Raw genomic sequence first — 18,954 nt, 5'->3', positions numbered from 1 at the left:
TGTTCATTTCTTATTGATGATCTCCTGAATAGTGCAGGCGCCTTTCTCTATGGATACTTCGCCACCCGTTACTTCGATAGGCTGGCCCATGGTGTCGCTGTCGCTTGCTTTGAAATTGAAACTGGCTTTGAATTTATCAGGCGCGTATTCTGTGATAGTGATGGTTCCGTGATCATCCTTTCCCGTTGTAACATAACTGTCTGTCTGTGTTAATCCAACCGAAAATGTTACCACACCATCACCTTTGTAAGTGTATGTTCCAGGACCAGTAAAATTATGGATCATGATCTGCAGGCTGTGAATTTCCTGCTCATTGCCGTCGCCACTGGTGCTGATGGTGAGATGTTCGTCGATTCTGTTGACGATTACGGAGTGTGCAGTCCAGTCGCGGGCACCGAGTTTGGCTTTGATTACACAATCAGTATTGTTGATGGGTGAATGCTCCGTGTTATTGTCTGTATGGTCTGTGCTGGCGGAAGTATCTTCTTTTGTTCCGATGCCATTGCTGCCGCAGGCGATCAGAATGAAGATCAGTAAGACCGAAAGGATCGCCACAAATGTCTTCAGGTTATTGCTCATGGATCTGGTTTGTATTACAATAAAGATATTCAAATATCACCGATGTGGTGCTGTTTCGTGGCAACAAAAAAGCCACTCAAAGAATTGAGCGGCTGCAATGATTATGGTTATTAAAACAAAACTTACTGTGCTGGTGTGAGTACTTTCAGTCCGGCTTTAGCCGCAATATCTGTCCAGCGATAGAACTGAAATGTTCGGTCTGTACTCATGGCTACAAAAATACCTCCTGAAAATCCGGGAAGGCTCACGGAGCTGGTTTCGCTGCCGTCGCTTTCCATGGTAGAAGTTGGGATGCTTGCAATCAGCGTATGCTCATGCGGGTTGCTTTTGCTGCCTTCACGTGCATACACATTGAAACGGTTTGCCTGCTGGTCGGAAACCAGAATGTAACCGGTTCCGTCAGGGAATTTGTAGAAAGAAATCCCTTCGAGATCCGATTTGAAATCTGATTGACCGAAGTACGCGAGTTCATCATTTCCTTTTGCAGGATCGGCGTAGTACTTGTGAATGCCGGCCTGTTCGTCGGAATAATAAATGTATCCGTTCTCATTGTCGGCAGCGATGGATTCTATTTCTTTTTTGCCACTGTAGTTGCCGAATTTTCTTACGAGTTGCAGGGCGATATTCCCTTTATCATCCAGCAGTCTGTATTGCCAGAGATAGGAGCCTGAAGGGCCTGTTTTTCTTCCCACTATCACAAAAGTTGCCTTATCGGATGGACGTGTGTACACGGCAACTCCCATGGGTTTGCGTGCAGCTTCGCCTGCGAAGCATTCGAGTCCGCCGGCAGTGATCTCCTGCAGATCGGGAAGTGAAAAGAAACGAAGTTTGTCTGTTTCGCGTTCCGTAACGATAGCGATATCTGTTGCCTTTCCGCCAAGAACCACGCCGGTAGCGATGTCTACGTTATTGGGGCGTTGCAGTCCAAGCGCCTTTTTCACAATCTTTCCGTTGAGATCGAAAGCATAGAGGCCGCCTCCGGTTTCTTTATCGGTGCCGATGATCAGGCTTTTTGATTTATCTGCAGGATGAATCCATATAGCAGGATCATCTGTATCGAACATCACTTTTTCAGTGACTACTGCCGGCTTCACCGCATTGGGATCTGTACTTGCTGACAGTTTCTTCTGCTGTCCGCATGCGAGTAAGGATATTGCGAGTATGGATAATAATGTGTGCTTCATCAACTAATTTTTCAACGATAAATGTAACTTATTTCATCAGGTCGAACTTCACACCTGTGGTGAATTTAGGACCGTAGAATTCGAGTTGCGCAGTTCTTTCCTGTACACCCTGATAATAACGGAGAGGTTGATTGGTGAGGTTGTTGGCCTCGGCAAATACTCTCCATCTGCTGGTGATGGCGTATGATGCGTTTGCATCGAGGAAGAATTGTTTATCGTAATATCTGTCGTAGAAACTGTCTGCGTTGTAACCGCCATCATCGCTGTCGTCAACATAAGAAGAAGTGTAGTTGGCAGAGAGACGCGCAGAGAAACGTTTGTTCTCATAGCTGAGTGAGGCATTGAACATATTGGGTGCTGCGCCTGGAAGTTTCACGTCGTTGCGTGTTGTTTTTCCATCTACGCTCACAAGGCCTTTTGCTTTTGAATGCGTGTAGGTGTAATTGAAGTATACACCAAATCCTTTCCAGAAGCCGGGGAGGAAATCGAGTTGGCGCTGTACTGCCACTTCAAATCCATATACATCGGCGCCTTTGCCATTGCGGGGTTGAGAGTAGGTCCAGCTTTCGCCCGCAGGAATTGGGTTGGCAATATTCGGAAAGTCTGCTGCGAATTTTTCAGTGGTATATGCAGGATCGATATGCTTGTAAAAGAAGTTATCGAGTTTTTTGAAGAACACACCACCTGAAACGAGGCCAACTGTTTTGAAGTAGTATTCAGCCATCAGATCGACATTCCTTGAGGTAACTACCTTGAGTTGGGGATTGCCGGATTGAAGCTCACCATCACCACGTTTGATGAGCATGTAAGGAACAAGATCAAAGTATTTGGGACGTGAAACCGATTCTGTGTATGCTGCCTTTACCACGAAATAGTTGCTGAAGCGGTATTTCAGGTTGAGATTAGGAAGAACATGCGTGTAATCGAATTTCAGGCTGTTCTGGCCTTTCAGCTCTTCTTCGTCTTCAACGATATTGCCGGTATAGTCGATGCTGGTGTTCTCCACGCGAACGCCGAGGTTTACAGAGAATTTCTCAGTGATATCCTGTTTCAGCATAAGATAACCTGCAGTGATGGTTTCTCTCGCTTTGAAATTGGTAGCAACGTATTCATCCGGTGCATCGGCTTCTTTGAACTGTGCAGCATCTTTGAATTTAAGGTTACCGAGGTATTTCGGATCGATGAATTGTCCGGCTGCATACTTGCTTCCGGGATAGAAATCGCTGTTGGTTTCATCTATCAGCGGCAGTTTGGTGATATCGCCGAATGAAGTTACCGGAGTGTAATTGAAGAAAGTGTTGTCGCGCTCTTTCTTCTTGCTTCTGAGACGTCCGCCGATTTTGATGCTTCCTTTCTGATTAGGGAAGATGTTCAGCGGGTATTCGAAATTCAGTTTGGCATTCAGATCAGATTCAAATTGTTTCTGGAACTGCTCCGACAATTCACCCAAACGATTGTAAGAAGTGAGGGGTGTATTGTCTGATGTAAATGGACGTTCTGGGTCAGTGATATCCTGATTAACAGTGATGTTTCTGCGGCCCATCGCGATGTATCTTTCATTAGGTCTTTCTTCTGAAGCTTTGGCCAGTTGTACACTCCAGGTACTGCGGAGTCTTCCGAAGAGGTGATCTCCTTTCAGTGCGAGCGAACGAACACGCTGGTCTTCGAGGCGGCGGTTTTCGTTGCGGCCGTTATCCAGTCCACCTTTTGTCTGGCGAATTACTTCAGCATTTTTATAACCGGCGATCTCTCCTTTGTCGTCGTAGATCAGGTCTGCGGGATTGGGTTTGTCGAAGTTGCCACGGTAGCGATGGCGGAGGCGGAAACGGTTTTCTTTATCATCACGCCAGTTGTAGCTGCCGGTAAGAGAAATGCTGTGCAGAGTATTGATCTTGTAATCTACGGTAACCGCTGTACTTCTGCGGATGCGCATTTCGTTGTATACGCGCTGATCGTGATCGCCCACAAACACTTTACCATTGGCGTCTTTCAGCCATACGGATTCCACGTTGTCCGATCCGAATACATTGCGGTTGTAAGATCCGCTGAGAATTACTCCCAGCTTGTCTTTGAAGAAGCGATCACCCACTACCACGCTGGCAGTTCCGTTGAAACCATTGTTGCGGATAGGGCTGAAGCCACCAGCCAAGGTACCGGACAAACGGAATCCATTTGGAGTAGAGCGGGTAATGAGGTTCACCGATCCGCCGATGGCATCTGCATCCATATCGGCAGTGAGTGTTTTATTTACTTCGATGGTCTGAACCATGTCTGAAGGAATGAGGTCCATCTGCACACGGCGGTTATCGCCTTCGGCAGAAGGGATGCGCTCTCCGTTGAAAGTAACGGAGTTGAACTCCGGGCCCATACCGCGAACAACGATATTGCGTGCTTCACCCTGATCGTTCTGCATAGTAATGCCTGGTACGCGTTTGAGGGCATCACCCACATTCGCATCAGGAAATCTTCCTACCTGATCGGAGCTGATGATATTGGTGATGTTATCGCTGTTCTTTTGCTGGTTGAGCGCTTTGGCTTGTCCTTTCAGACGATCGCCCAATACCAGCACCGATTGCAGTGCGTTGGAGCCGGCTTGCAGTTTGGCTGTGAGTTCCATGCTGGCAGCACAATCAAATTCGAGCTGAAATGTTTTGTATCCGATATAAGTTACAGTGATGGTATGTTTCCCTTTGGCAACATTGATGAAGGTAGCGATGCCTTCATTGCCTGAGATGGAACGGGAGTTTTGTGCGTCGAGTTGAATGCTTGCGCCGGGGAGAAGAAAATTCTGTTCGTCCAGCACTTTTACTTTAACAGTGGCAGTTTGTGCCATAGCGAAGCTGGTAACTAATATAGCTACCAAAGCTGCGTACAATTGTTTCATAAACTGAAAATTGGTTTGAATGGAGTTTCTGGCCGCGAAGGTATTAGTTGACGGGGAGGCCCCCCACTCAGCTGTGTTATGCAATGTTGAAGGAATTGTTAGGGGAATGTGAACTGATGTTTGCACATGCCTGGGAGGTTTCGGCCATATTGAAACACAATTGTATAAAAAGAAAAATGGTCGGAGATCTCCGACCATTTAATACTCTTCAATATTTTATCTAGGAAGCCTCTTTCTTTTTCGGACGTATGATCAACCGCAAAGTAGGGTTATTGGTAAGGAACGCAAACATCCATGAAAATGCCAGCCACACTTTGTTCCTGAATCCCACCAGAGGTATGATATGCGCAAACAGCCAGATGAACCAGGCTATAAATCCTTTGAAGAACATCTTCGGCAAATCCGCCACTGCCTTGTATTTGGAGATGATGGCCAATGATCCTTTATTGTAATAGAAGAACGAAAGCATATTCTTTCCATCCTCTACTCTTTTCAGATTCTTTCCGAGTAATGTGCCTTGCTGAATAGCCACCTGCGCCAATTGAGGATGTCCGTTCGGATACGCAGGGTCGGAAGTCTGAAAACATATATCTCCGATAGCATAGATATTGCTAGTGCCCTGCACCTTGTTGTTCGCATCCACAATTACACGTCGCCCTCTTCCAATGGAGTCGGCGGAGAGTCCGGGAATGCTGCGGCCGGTAACGCCGGAGGTCCAGATCAATGCATGGGTTTGAATGGTGCTGTCGTCGGCGAGTATCACATTCCCATCCACATAATCTTTTACCGCTTTGTTGAGAATTACGTGTACACCGAGCCTTTCAAGTTGTTTGAGGGCTTCTCTTTGAGCTTTCGTGCTCATGGGACCCAATAGAGCAGATCCTGCATCGATGAGATAGATATGTGAGGTGAGGTCTTTTATTTCGGGGTATTCTTTTTGGGCGATATATCTTCCCATTTCTGCCAGCATGCCTGCTACTTCCACGCCGGTGGGGCCTCCGCCTGCGATCACAATGTTGAGCAGTCTGGCCCTCACTTCAGGGTCGTTGCTCCGAACGGCTTCTTCCATATTCAGCAGCAATTGATTCCGCAGAAGCAATGCATCGTCGATGGATTTCATGGGAAGCGCTTTTGCCTGTACGTTAGTGAGGCCAAAAAAATTAGATTCCGCACCTACTGCCAGTACGAGTATGTCATAAGGAAGGATACCGTTATCGGTTTCGATGGTATTCTCATCTGGATTTACCCTGAGCAGGCTACCCATAAAAAAACGGCAGTTGCGCATTTTCTGAAACATGCGCCGGAAGGGATAACTGATATTCGACGGCTCGATAAAAGAAGAGGCTACCTGATAAAGAAGCGGGGGAAAGAAGTGATAATTGTTCTTGTCTACCAGTGTTACCTGAAACCGGTCGTCGTTCGCCAGTTTCTTTACAAAATTAACGCCACCGAATCCTCCACCTACTACAACTACTTTCCGGGGAGCTTGTGCCATACTTGAATAGTTTATTTGTTTTCAACAAAAGATTCGTGCCAGCGCTGATTGGGAAGCGCCGATGCCATAATTCCCACTTGATCTAAAAATACGATAAAATGCTGATTAATAACCATCTGATTAGTCTCTGGGAGGCAGATGCAGCGATACTTTCATAACCGCTACCGGTTTTCGGGGAGGCAAAACAAGTACTGTGAATCTCCTTGTTACAACATGCAGTTGCCCGGCATGGTCCATTTGCTGCACTTATGTTAGTACTTAAACAATTAACAGAAACGCACATACGCGGAATATTCTAATGTTTTCATGTACATGCGTCATCCTGCGGAGATCAATTGCTGCTTTTTGCAGCAATTGCGGAATACCGCAGCAAACGCCTACGGCAATTTCGACGAAATAGGGCAGCAGCCGCGCTTTCATCATCGTTTATTGGTACAGGTTGGTTGATAAAATTCAAACGCATGAGGGAAATGAATTATGTCAAATTTTTTCGTCGACACTTGAATAGTCGACCAGATAGAAATAGTATTTTTATTCCGGGATATGGCATTCCGTTATATCCGGTATTAACCTTGCCAATGAGAAGAGAATCTAAACCTTATCTGAACCTTAGCCTAAGTAATCTGGAAGGGGAGCGATGGAAAGACATCCCCGGACTTGAAGGATATTTCAAGATCTCCAACAGAGGGCGTGTAAAGCGTCTGGCATACGAAGCAGTTTATTCAAATGGAGTGATCTATCATGAGCGCCCCATGATTATGAAGCCCTATGTTCACCGACATAAGAACGAATTCAAGGGCGATTTCAAATCGTATCTCAGCATCACCCTTACTGTAGAAGGCGTTCGTTACCGGTATACAGTTGCGCGATTGGTGTATCATTGTTTTGTGAAAGAGATGGATCTCGAAGACAAGAGCATTGTTATTTTCTACAAAGACAATAACTCTTTCAATCTTGCTCCACAGAATCTCCGTTCGGCCACGCTCAGCGAAAAGCAGAAAAGGATCAAGGAGCTGGGACGGTCTCCCTCTCCGCTGCATAAGCTCACGCGCCGGCAAATTCTCGACAGATTGCAGAAGGCCCGCGCCAAAAGAATGCGGCCCGTTTCGCAATACAATTTTCGGGGCAAGAAGATACAAAGCTATCCCAGTGCCCGCGAAGCAGCACGAAGCACAGATGGCAATGCCAGCAATATTCTGCAGGTGGCCCGCGGCAATGCAATCAGCGCCGGTGGCTATCTCTGGCGTTTCGGAAAATCCCCGAGAATAGATGTGCGCGAGCTCAAGGGAGGCAGACAATCTCCTTTCTTCAAAGAACATGCTGTGTAACTGGTCTCATCCGACCACCAGAGCACACCGGAATTCCGGAGTGCTCTGGTGCTATACCTATATCTCATCCCTACCTGCCACTCTTTTGAAGGCATAATAACGTATGCCAATCTTTTTTTATGCTATCTTAGCAGTATCAACGTGCACCGGCACGTATTTTATCCCGCCTTATCGATCCATTAGACCTTTTCTTGCCATGTGAATCAATTGTTCCGGGGTATACCGGGAGAGTAAATTTTTATAAATTGCCCCTTGACGAAGTGCATTCCATGAACTTTTCTGACCAGGACGCTTTGGAGTTATTGCAACAGGATCCCGTAAAAGGGTTCCAGATACTTTTTGATAAGTACTGGGAAATGCTGTATGCCATCGCAGTTACCAAACTGCCTTCACGCGAAGAGGCCAGAGATACCGTTCAGGAAGTTTTCCTCAGCTTATGGACCAGCCGGGAGTCGATCCGGAGCGAAACTTCGCTCTTCCCCTGGCTCAGCACCTGCCTTAAAAACAGGATCTACAACCATTATGCCCGCACCAAAACAAGACAGCAGTTTATCCGCGACATGGAAGGCCGGTTCACCGGCGCTGCCAACGACGTGGCCGAAAAACTGGCTTCAGGCGAACTGAAAAAACTGATCGAAGAAGCCATCTCCCAACTTCCTCCAAAAATGCAATTGGTGTTCAGGATGAATAAAGAACAACAATTGTCCCCCGCTGAAATTGCCAAAAACCTGCATGTGTCGGTACAAACCGTGAAGAATCAGCTGTACCGCGCCAACGACCAGGTGAAAGAATACATTGCTGCCAGAATTGAGCCTTCTATCCTGATTATTATCCTGTTGACGATGCTGGAAAAAAAATAATTTTTTTCCGATGGTACTATCGGTACTGCCATCTGTAATTACACAGTAACAAACTGCAACCTTGCACAACGACTATATATATTACCTGCTCAATAAGCAGGCTGGCGGAGCTATCTCTCCCGAAGAAGAAATGATTCTGGAAAAATGGTACCAGTCCCTGCAATACTCCATTCCCGTTACAGCGGAAGAAATGGAAGCCGATAAACTATTGGCCTGGGAAGCGCTGAAACCACAATTATCCCAGACCACGGAAATGCACGACGAGACAATTGCCGCGCCGGTTCGTACCCTTTTGAAACCGTGGACAGTGGCTGCCGCCATACTGGTGTTGATCGCCGGAATGGCGGCTCTCGGCATTTTCCTCAATCGCCGGAGCGCCGACAAACCCATCAGCTACACCATTGTTCAGACACAGCGTCAGCAGAAAGCTGTTACACTCCCGGATGGTTCGAAGGTTTGGGTGAACGCTCATTCCAAGATCAGATTCGCCAACAGCTTCGATGCCAACCGCAATGTAATTCTCGAATATGGGGAAGCCTATTTCGATGTAGCGAAAGATACTCAACACCCGTTTATGGTGCAGGTGGATGAACTGAAGGTGGAAGTATTGGGCACTGCATTCAATATCCAGGCATTCCCGCAGCTCGGCGAAATCAAAGTGGCAGTAACCAACGGAAAAGTAGCGGTGAGCGACTCCCTGCAATGCCACGAAAATCTGCAGCGCGATCAGGTGCTTACCTATAGCCGCAACAATCACCGGTACAGCATCGATACCATCGACCCCGCCAAAGCGAACGACTGGAAAAATGGCCGCATCTACCTCAACAATATCTCACTCAAAGAGCTGGCTGTGTACATCAGAAATGTATACGACTATGAGGTGGTATTTGTGAATAAGGATCTGGCTCAATGCAAGAACACCATCAACTTCCGCGATAAAGATCCGCTGAAAGAAGTGCTCGATCTGCTGAAACTCATCAATCACGTAAAGTACAGTATCAGAAATAAGACCATTTATCTCGACGGCGAAGGCTGTCTGTAATTATTTAACCAAAACTACTCGTGAGTATGCACAACCCGAAAAGTACCTTCAGGGAAGGTAGAGGCCCTGTAACCCGCTTCCGGCAACAGTTTACGGCTATCAGAAATGGCCTGTTGCTTATGCTGCTGCTGATTGCGCAGCAGGCAGCTGCACAAAGTATCCGCGACAAAAGAGTAACCATCCGTTACAATTACGAATCGCTCAGTGAATGTTTGAAACAGTTGCAATTGAAGAGCGGTGTGAGCATTTCATTCAATGAAAATGAAGTGTCTAAATACACTATCAACGATCTGAGCTTCAAAGAAACAGCTGTAGATGAGATTATCACAAAACTGCTGCTCAATACCAATCTGCAATTCCGGGAAGTGAACAATGGTCTGGTGGTTTTTGCAAAAACAACTTCCATTGTAAAAGAGAAGAAAGACAATGAAGTACGAGGAAGAGTGGTGGATGAAGACAACAAAGGAATCCCCGGAGTTTCCGTTGAAGTGAAAGGATCATTCAAAGGAGTGTATACAGATAATGAAGGAAGGTTTCAGATAAAGATCCCTGCCGGCAGAAATCTGGTGCATGTTTCATCCGCCGGATTTGAGGCAAAGGATGTGCCTGTAGTGAATGATACACTGAACGTAATTCTGAAAAAAGATAACAAGCAGCTGGAAAGCGTAGTGGTAGTAGGTTATGGGCAGGTAAGCCGTAAGGATGTAACCGGCTCTGTTAGTTCACTCAAAGGAGATGAACTGAACAAAATGAATGCAAGCACTTTCGATGTTATGATGGCCGGCCGTTCAGCTGGTGTACTCGTAACTAAAACCACCGGTGCCCCCGGTGCTGTTGCTACCATTCGTGTTCGTGGCGCCACTTCAGCAAACGGCAGCAATGAACCACTTTATGTAATCGACGGAATTCCCATGGAAGTGGGTGACGGCTACGGAAATGAAGTCTACAATTCTGGTACGCGCAATAAGATATCTCCGCTTGCCAGCATCAATTCAGAAGACATTGAAAGCATCGACATCCTGAAAGATGCATCGGGAACAGCCATCTATGGTTCAAGAGGCGCCAATGGCGTTGTGCTGGTTACCACTAAAAAAGGAAAGAAAGGAGAGAAGCCTAATATCACCTTCAATGTAAATACAGCTGCAGATAAGTTTGTAAAGGAATACACCATGCTGAATGCAGATCAGTATCATAAACTGGTAACTGATGCATATGGGGCAGATAAACTGCCTTCAAACTTCAATCCATATCCCGGCGCCAGCACCAACTGGGCAAACGAGTCTACGCGTACGAGTACCTCAAATGATATTTATCTCAATATCAGCGGTGGCAGTCCCAGTGGAAATACACTCTATTCATTCTCAGGAGGACTTACCAAAAACAATGGAGCAATCATCGGAACAAATTTCTCCAGACAAAACCTCAGAGCGAGCCTCGAAAGTACCCTGTTTGAAAAACTCCGCTTTGGAACCAATATCAACTTCAGTGTGAATGAAACCAATGGAAGAGGCACCGGCCAGTATTACACATTGGTAAGATATCGCCCGGATATTCCCATCTATGATGCGAAAGGAAATTATGGCGCGTCACCAGACAGTGTAATTTCCAACCCAGTTGCACGCATGCTGCAGCCCAATAAACTGAAGAACCAAACCATCCTCACCTCTTTCTTTGGCGAACTGGAATTGCTGAAAGGATTGGTGTTCCGTTCTGCGTTCTCAGTAACCTCTCTCAAAGGAACCAGTGAAGAATATGTGCCTTCAACCGATGTGTTCGAAGCCTACAACAAAAGAAAAGGTTCCAGAAGAGACTATATCAGCAATACCAATACAACAGTGTTCGATAATACGATCACCTACAACAACCGTATTGGAATGCACGGTATCAATGCAGTGCTGGGAACTTCATTCTCTTCACTGAGATCTAACTACGTACAGCTTGAATCCACCAATTTCAATGACGATAACGTACTGAATCATCTCGGTGGTGCCGATCTTATCTCTATCTACAAAAGTGGGGGAACCAATAGTGGTATTGCCTCTTACTTTGCGAGAGCAAACTATAATTACGACGGAAAATATTACCTCACTTTCACCGGACGTACAGACCGCTCTACCAAATTCGGTCCCAACTACCGTACAGGTTATTTCCCTTCCGGTGCAGTTGCATGGCGCCTTTCAAGAGAGAATTTTCTGTTGGGAAATAAAGTTGTTACAGATCTGAAACTGCGTGCATCCTATGGTAAATCCGGTTCAGCCAACTTCGCCGATTTCATCTGGGATGTATTCTTCGGGGCAGGTAATTTTTATGGAGGATCCAACGGCGTCTCCAATATTGAAATCCCCAATCCGAACATCAGATGGGAAACAACCAATCAGCTGGATATCGCTGCCGACTTCAACCTCTTCAATAACAAACTCCGCGGATCAGTAGGCTACTACAGAAAAGTAACCAACGGAATGATTGTGCAGAAAGACATCATTCGTGAAACCGGAGGAAGAGAGCAGTGGGATAACCTCGGCGATTTTCTGAATCAGGGATGGGAACTGCAGATCGGCAGCGATCTGGTAAACAAGAAAGATTTTGCTTTCCTGGTTGATTTCAACATAACCAGACAACGCAGTAAAGTACTTAAACTGAACGGAGGAAGATACCGTAACCTCGAAGAAGGTCAGTCAATGGGATATTTCACCGGCTACAAAACAGCCGGCATTTTCCAAAGTCAGGCGGAAATCGATGCCCTGAATGCAAAAGCTCCGGGAGGCGCTTATCAGTCAGCTAATACAAGACCCGGCGATTATAAGTTCGTAGACATCAATGGAGACGGACAGATCACTGTAGATGACGGAGACGCATACATCGGAAAATCAGAACCTGATTTTTATGGTGGCTGGAACAATATTATCCGCTACAAAAACCTCGAAGTAAGCATGTTCTTCAACTTCTCCATTGGCAATAAAGTTTGGAATAGCGGATTGAAAGACATGATGATCTTCTCTACCAATAACAACAATTATTCTACAGATATCTTAAATGCCTGGACTCCGCAAAACACCAATACCTGGGTTCCAAGAATGGCACAGGGAGATCCAAACAAAAACAGCCGTACTTCTGATCTGTTTATTGAAGATGGCACATTCATCAAACTGAAGAATGTGCAGGTTAGCTATCAATTGCGCAACAATTTCCTTCGCAGCCTTTTCCTTACTGGTGTAAGGGCTTATGCATCTGTAAGCAATGTATTTGTACTTACCGGATACAGAGGTCTCGATCCTGAAGTGAACTCAGCGGGCACCAACAACTTTGCGCAGGGAGTGGATGGCAATACCTACCCACTGACCAGAACCTTTACAATCGGATTTACTGCTAACTTCTAAACTGAAATAATCATGTTAAAGCATATTTATATAGCAGGTATTGCCGCCACACTTTTTTCCATTACCAGTTGCAACCTGGTGGATGTGGTAGATGTTGATCCTGTGAATCAACTGCCGGAAGATAAGGCCATCAGAAATATTTCGCAGGCCAACAGCGCGATGATTGGAGCATACAGCAAGCTGAAAACAGGCCTCGAGATAAATGTATACTATCCAGGAACTGCCTGCCTGCTTGGTGGCACCATGGCGCCGGGAACTCAGGGGGGATCTTCTGAGATCAGTTTCTCCAATAACGAAACAAGCGCCGACAACTATACGCTCGATGCAGTTTACACCAAACTGTACGCTGTAATAAATGCCACCAACTATCTGATACTTTACGTACCTCAGATCGAAACTCCGGATGTTCGCAAGAATGAAGTGTTGGGAGAAGCGAAATTTCTCCGCGCCCTCTGCAATTTCTATCTGCTCCGGATGTTTGCCCAGCATTACGATCTGAATTCCAAATTCGGCATCGTACTGAAAACTGCTCCGGTAGAATCAGCTGAACCGTCTCCAAGAGGCACCGTAAAAGAAGCGTATGATCTGATTCTGTCTGATCTCGATGAGGCTATCAATAAAGCTCCTTCATTCAAAAAAACTTTATACGCATCACGCCAGGCGGCAAAAGGTTTGAAAGCGAAAGTGCTGCTGTACATGAAAGACTATGCAGGTGCAGCCGCACTGGCAAAACAAGTGATCGATGAAGGTCCTTTCAAACTTGAAAACAAGTTCTCTGATATCTGGAGCAAGAAGATATTTTTCTCGCCGCTGGAGGCCATGTTTCAGCTACCCTATGATGATAAATCTGATCGCAACAACAAAGCGTTCATGTATCGCTCTACCTATATTCCATCAGCGTTTTACAAATTGATGCTTATAGGAGATAACCGTGATACTGCTGCGCTTACAACAGTTTCAGGCGCTCTGAGAAACAGAAAGTTCACCAACAATACTATCCCTGGAGGGCAGGCAGTTAGTGGAGATACCGAATACTTTCTCCGTCTGGCAGAAATGTATCTTATCCGTGCAGAAGCCGTTGTGCGCAGCAATGGAAATCTGCAGGATGCAAGAGATGCCATTAATGCTGTTCGCAAACGGGTAGAAATGGCTGAATTCACCAGTGATGATCCCGTTGAACTGCTGCAGCTGATCCGTGGTGAGAAAATTCGCGAGCTGGGCGCTGAAAGCGGAGAAGAGTGGTTCGATCTGGTTCGTTATGCAAGCCTCGGCGATATCATTATCAAAAACATCAGGCCCGGTGTAATTTCTCCGAGCAGGTATATTATGCCTATTCCCAAAATGTCTGTACAACTTTCCAAAGGGCTGGTGGCGCAGAACCCTGATTATTAGATCTCTCTTAATAAATTACCCGTATGTCAGTTTTCAAAAACGTACCGGGGATGATGCTGCTGATCTTCAGCAGCATCTCCCTTTTTGCTCAGGAAAAGAACACCATTCAGTTCACCAATCAAAGCTTTAACGAAGCGTTGCAGGCCGCTGCGAAAAGCAACAAGCTTGTTTTCGTAGACTGCTACACCAGCTGGTGTGCTCCCTGCAAATGGATGGAGAAGTTTGTATTTGTGAACGATACTGTACATCAGTATTTCAACAAACAATTCATCAACTTCAAAATCGATATGGAGAAAGGAGAAGGTATTGCGCTGCGCGAAAAATACAAAGTAACCAGCTTCCCTACTTATCTCTTTCTCGATGCCAAAGGCAATCAGATTCACCGCACCGGATCGAAAATGAGTGTGGCGGAGTTCCTTACCGAAGCCAAACGCGCCAATGATCCGGGAAGCACACTCGCTGCCATGGAAAAGAAATTCAATGCAGGCGACCGATCCCTTCAGCTGCTCACCGATTATGCAATTGTATTGCAACGCGTAAACGGCGGCCAGTTCGATAAGGTGCGTACCGAACTTATCACCCGTGTGAAAGAAGAAGAGCTGAATTCCCCACTCGGCTGGACCATCATTAAAACCTTTGCGCGTGAGGAAGAAGATAAACTGGGCAGCTACTTCATCGCCCATCAGCAATCATTCAAAGCATTTGCAGATGAGGCGTCGATCCGCACCAAACTCAGTCAGCTGGCCAGTTCTACCATGTATGGACTGATCCGTTCCAAAAACGACAAAGCATTTTTCGATAAGCTCACACTTATTCTTCGTGATACCAGCGCAGTGGCGCAACGCAACGCTGTGATGCTGCAGGTGGAGTACTATCTCACCAACAAGAACACAGAAGCGTTTCTCGCAACCGCCCGCACTGCACAGGCAGGAGCTTTGCGCAATAATCCTGATGATCTCAGTTTCATTGCCCGCCGCGCAGGCTATATGTCCAATGGCGACACGGCAGTGCAAAAACAATGTTATGAAATGGCAAGACTCGCCGCAATGCTCGAACCTGAAGAATACAGCAATCAGGCTACACTTGCTGAAGCCTGTTATGTACTCGGATACAAAGAAGAAGGATTGAAAGCAGCGCGGAAAGCACGTCAGCTCGCAGATCTGGAAACATCCAAAATTCAGAAACTGGCGCAGGCGATCATCGACAAAATTGAAAAACTCTAAAGCATGCTGAGAAAATTAATTCCTGCACTGACCCTCCTGTCTGCTGTGTCGTTAACCGCATCTGCCTATACTGTAAACGGCACTATCAGCAACGCGAAAGAAACGAAAGTATACCTGCTGAAACCATCCGGAGAAAACTGGGTGTTGTTCGATTCTGCATCGATCATCAACGGTTCTTTTTCACTGAAAGGAAAAATTGGCAATGCCAGCATCGTTCGGTTTCAGTATGGCAAATACGAATTCCCGCTTACTTTCTTTGCGTTAAGCGATACCGTATATCAGGTGGATGGAACACTGCATACCTCCGGAAGGCTTATCAGACCTGCTATTCGAGGCGGTAAGTTGCAGCAGCAATGGAATAAAGTGCAGGAAGCTCAGGCGGTTGTATATGAGCAAAAGCGCATTGCAGGTTTTGCAATCGCGCGTCTTCAGAAAGAGCAGCGAACCGACAGTCTGCAATTCTATCGCAACATGGAACTGAATGCAGAGAAGCAGGAGGCAGAGTTGCTCCGCAAACTGATCAGCGAAAATTCAGCCAATGCTATCGGCAGTTACCTGTTGTATTCAAATTACTATCAGTTCAGTTTTACAGAGATGAAAGAACTGGCTGCTACCATTAACAAAAAGAAAGTCACCAATAATTTCCTTACCATCATCAATAACCGTCTTGCAGTTTGGAAAAAAGTGCAGCCGGGGCAGCTTGCTCCGGCCTTCACTTTGCCCGATAAGAACGGCAAGAACAAAAGTCTTACGGACTTCCGTGGCAAATATCTGGTGATCGATTTCTGGGCCAGCTGGTGCGGTCCCTGCCGCAAAGAAAATCCGGACCTGCTTGCTTATTACAACAGCCTCACCAGAAAGGATATTGTTTTTCTCGGCATCAGCATCGACGAAAAGAAGGAAGCCTGGCTGAAAGCTGTTGAAAAAGATCAGCTCCCTTGGGAGCAGGTGGTAGATCAGGATGGCTGGAAATCGGCCACAGCAAAGAATTACGCAGTAGGAGCAGTGCCTCAGAAATTTCTGATCGATCCATCAGGAAAGATCGTGCTTGCAAATGTTGATATGGATGCAATCAAAGAATGGATTGCTAAACAATAGTCCCAGCCCGTAAAGGTGTACCAAAAAAGAAAGGCCGTCTGAATTCAGATGGCCTTCTTTTCTTAGTGTAATTAAAAGGAAAAGGTTTTATTCGGTACGCAGGCTTTTCACCGGATTCATTTTCGCTGCCCGCACAGACTGGAAGCCGATCGTCAGCAACGCAATGATCACTGCCAGTACTCCTGCCGCTACAAATACCCATGCCTGCACAGACACTCTGTAGTTGAACTGTTGCAGCCACCGATGCATGGCATACCATGCAACAGGGAACGCCATCACGGCGGCGATGATCACCAGTTTCAGGAAATCTTTCGACAGTAAAGTGGTGATGCCTGTTGTGCTTGCTCCCATCACTTTTCGTACACCGATCTCTTTGGTGCGGCGTTCAGCGGTGAACGCAGCCAGTCCAAATAAACCCAAACAGGAGATCAGAATAGCGAGCGAAGCAAATATTCTGGAGAGTTTCCCTATCAGCAATTCACTGCCAAGCATGGCATTGAACTGGTCTTCCACAAACCTGAAATACACGGGATATCCGGGGTTATGTTTCTTCATCACAGATTCAATGGTAGCCAGTGTTCGCTGTGCATCTGCATTTTCAGACATCCGCATGTACATCACAGCGTTTGCATGTGTTTTATTGCAGACAAACACCACGGGGTCTGCGTTGCTGTAAATATCTCCATACACATAATCATTTACTACACCAATTACACGGAGCACAGGCACATTGTCGTCGTAGATGATCTTTCCGATGGCGGAGTTGCCGCCCATCAGTTTTGCAAATGAAGCCGTGATCACTGCATTGAGTGTATCGGAAGGATTGTTTTCGAAAGTTCTTCCTTCCGCCAGCTTCATTCCTGATGTATGGAGGAAATCAGTTGTTACCACTCTCACACTGATCAGCACTATTTTGTCCGGGTCTTTTCCTTCCCACGAAAAGCCGGTGGTATTGTTTCCTGCTGTTAACGTATTATGATCGCTAAGCGCTGTGCTGCTGATGAGGCCACTCATCCGGAGATCGTGATCGATGGCATCGAAGTGTTTCACCATATCGCCCTGAACATCCATAGCGATGAGTTTTTTTCTTTCGAATCCGAGCTCACGGTTTCTGGCGTGATCGATCTGCTGATACACAATCACGGTACAGATGATGAGGATGATAGAAACGCTGAACTGCAGTACCACCAGTCCTTTTCGGATAAAAGTGGCGCTGCCCTGACGCTTTCCCGTTCCTTTGAAAACCGCAATGGGATTGAAAGAAGAAAGGTAGAAAGATGGATAACTGCCCGCCACCAATCCGCATACCACACTGATGAGCAGCAATGAAAAAATATGCCTGGGATTGTTCAAGGATATGCTCAGGTCTTTTTGCACGAGAGTATTGAATGCAGGCAGCAGCATCGTAACCAGTAGTACGGCGAGTATGGCTGCAATGAAACTCATGAACATGGTCTCGCTGATGAACTGGCCAATCAGTCCGGACCGGCCTGCCCCCAATACTTTTCTAACACCCACTTCCTTCGATTTCTTTTCGCTGCGGGCAGTGCTGAGGTTCATGAAATTGATGCAGGCGATCAGCAGAATGATCCAGGCAATGAAACTGAATAGCCGCACGTAGGTGATCCGTCCTCCGCCGGTTTGAACACCGTTTTCAAACTGGTCGTAGAGGCGCCATTCTTTCATGCCGAAGAGAAAGATGGATGAATTGCCTTCAGGATTTCGTTGCTTCACAAATTGTGCGAGCAGTTTGTTGGCCTGATCTGCATCGGCTTCAGGCGCCAGTTCAACGTACGTATTGACGCAGAAATTATCCCATTTTTTTACGCCGGGGTTTTCATCGGAAAACAGCTGAAAGGGGGCCAGCCATTCAAAGCTGATGCTTGAGTTGGTGGGGATGTCTTTCACTACGCCACCAATCACGTAATCCTGATTGTTGTTCATCCGTACGGTCTTTCCGGTAACCTGATGGGAGGTGCCGAAGAATTTAATGGCGGTACGTTCCGTGATCACCAGCGAATGCAACTGGCTGAAAGCCGTTGCTGCATTGCCTTCTACGAATGGCAGCGTGAACATGCTGAAGGCGGATGGCTCTGCAAATCTTCCATCTGCATACAACGCATTGTTGCCGATGGTGAAGAGGGAGGTGCTAGTCCCTTCGGTCATTCTGCAAACTTCTTTTACACCGGGGAGCTCCGCTTTAAGTACGGGCGCCATTGGTCCGGGTGTGGAATTGTGCGTGAATATCCTTCCATCGGTTTTCATATTCACCGTGGCGATGTAGAGTTGCTCTTTTTTCTGATGCACATTGTCGTAACTGGTTTCATCTTCCACCCATAGAAAAATGAGTGCTGCGCAGGTGATGCCAATGGCCAATCCTGCTATGTTCAGCAGGTTCCAGGAACCCTTTCTGAACATATTGCGGAAGGTAATTTTCAGGCTGTGTGAAGTCATAGACGATACTTGAACTTCTAAAATTACCAACAAAGTGC

Annotated in this window: 12 protein-coding genes; 7 read left to right on the top strand and 5 right to left on the bottom strand. The window is 46.5% G+C overall.

Going from position 1 to position 18,954, the window contains the following annotated elements; translation table 11 throughout:
• Positions 1 to 3: 3 nt before the first annotated feature.
• From HHL16_RS24625 to HHL16_RS24610, 4 genes are all read right to left on the bottom strand, one after another.
• Positions 4 to 579 carry a DUF6252 family protein gene (locus tag HHL16_RS24625; protein ID WP_169428122.1) on the bottom strand — a complete coding sequence of 192 codons (576 nt, stop codon included), beginning with the start codon at positions 577 to 579 and terminating at the stop codon, positions 4 to 6.
• Positions 580 to 701: 122 nt separating this feature from the next.
• Complete coding sequence (locus tag HHL16_RS24620; RefSeq protein WP_169428120.1) at positions 702 to 1,763, bottom strand: phytase; 1,062 nt, start codon at positions 1,761 to 1,763, stop codon at positions 702 to 704.
• 28 nt (positions 1,764 to 1,791) lie between these two features.
• Positions 1,792 to 4,647, bottom strand: a complete 2,856-nt coding sequence (locus HHL16_RS24615; protein ID WP_169428118.1) for a TonB-dependent receptor — start codon at positions 4,645 to 4,647, stop codon at positions 1,792 to 1,794.
• Between the two features lie 220 nt (positions 4,648 to 4,867).
• Positions 4,868 to 6,142: an NAD(P)/FAD-dependent oxidoreductase gene (locus HHL16_RS24610; protein ID WP_169428116.1), complete on the bottom strand. Its 1,275-nt coding sequence runs from the start codon at positions 6,140 to 6,142 to the stop codon at positions 4,868 to 4,870.
• A 578-nt stretch (positions 6,143 to 6,720) separates the two neighbouring features.
• Here HHL16_RS24610 and HHL16_RS24605 point away from each other — a divergent pair.
• The 7 genes from HHL16_RS24605 to HHL16_RS24575 all read left to right on the top strand — a co-directional run bounded on the left by HHL16_RS24605 (position 6,721) and on the right by HHL16_RS24575 (position 16,462).
• Positions 6,721 to 7,470 carry an NUMOD4 domain-containing protein gene (locus HHL16_RS24605; RefSeq protein WP_169428115.1) on the top strand — a complete coding sequence of 250 codons (750 nt, stop codon included), beginning with the start codon at positions 6,721 to 6,723 and terminating at the stop codon, positions 7,468 to 7,470.
• 269 nt (positions 7,471 to 7,739) lie between these two features.
• A complete protein-coding gene (locus tag HHL16_RS24600; protein ID WP_169428113.1) occupies positions 7,740 to 8,330 on the top strand; it encodes an RNA polymerase sigma-70 factor in 591 nt (196 codons plus the stop codon).
• Between the two features lie 61 nt (positions 8,331 to 8,391).
• The gene (locus HHL16_RS24595) at positions 8,392 to 9,372 is read left to right on the top strand and encodes a FecR domain-containing protein (RefSeq protein WP_169428111.1); all 981 of its coding nucleotides are present in this window, start codon (positions 8,392 to 8,394) and stop codon (positions 9,370 to 9,372) included.
• 26 nt (positions 9,373 to 9,398) lie between these two features.
• The gene (locus tag HHL16_RS24590) at positions 9,399 to 12,749 is read left to right on the top strand and encodes a SusC/RagA family TonB-linked outer membrane protein (RefSeq protein ID WP_169428109.1); all 3,351 of its coding nucleotides are present in this window, start codon (positions 9,399 to 9,401) and stop codon (positions 12,747 to 12,749) included.
• A 12-nt stretch (positions 12,750 to 12,761) separates the two neighbouring features.
• Positions 12,762 to 14,141 carry a RagB/SusD family nutrient uptake outer membrane protein gene (locus tag HHL16_RS24585; RefSeq protein ID WP_169428107.1) on the top strand — a complete coding sequence of 460 codons (1,380 nt, stop codon included), beginning with the start codon at positions 12,762 to 12,764 and terminating at the stop codon, positions 14,139 to 14,141.
• Positions 14,142 to 14,164: 23 nt separating this feature from the next.
• Positions 14,165 to 15,364 (top strand): thioredoxin family protein, encoded by a 1,200-nt coding sequence (locus HHL16_RS24580; RefSeq protein ID WP_169428105.1) that lies wholly within the window; start codon positions 14,165 to 14,167, stop codon positions 15,362 to 15,364.
• Between the two features lie 3 nt (positions 15,365 to 15,367).
• Positions 15,368 to 16,462 (top strand): TlpA disulfide reductase family protein, encoded by a 1,095-nt coding sequence (locus HHL16_RS24575; protein ID WP_169428103.1) that lies wholly within the window; start codon positions 15,368 to 15,370, stop codon positions 16,460 to 16,462.
• Between the two features lie 87 nt (positions 16,463 to 16,549).
• Here the strand turns inward: HHL16_RS24575 and HHL16_RS24570 are convergent, their stop codons facing one another.
• Positions 16,550 to 18,916 (bottom strand): ABC transporter permease, encoded by a 2,367-nt coding sequence (locus HHL16_RS24570; RefSeq protein ID WP_169428101.1) that lies wholly within the window; start codon positions 18,914 to 18,916, stop codon positions 16,550 to 16,552.
• Positions 18,917 to 18,954 lie beyond the last annotated feature (38 nt).

Source organism: Pseudoflavitalea sp. G-6-1-2 (assembly GCF_012927185.1).
Taxonomy (GTDB): Bacteria; Bacteroidota; Bacteroidia; order Chitinophagales; family Chitinophagaceae; genus Pseudobacter.
The sequence above is the reverse complement of the archived record's forward strand: the minus strand, read 5'-3'. Positions and strand labels throughout refer to the sequence as shown.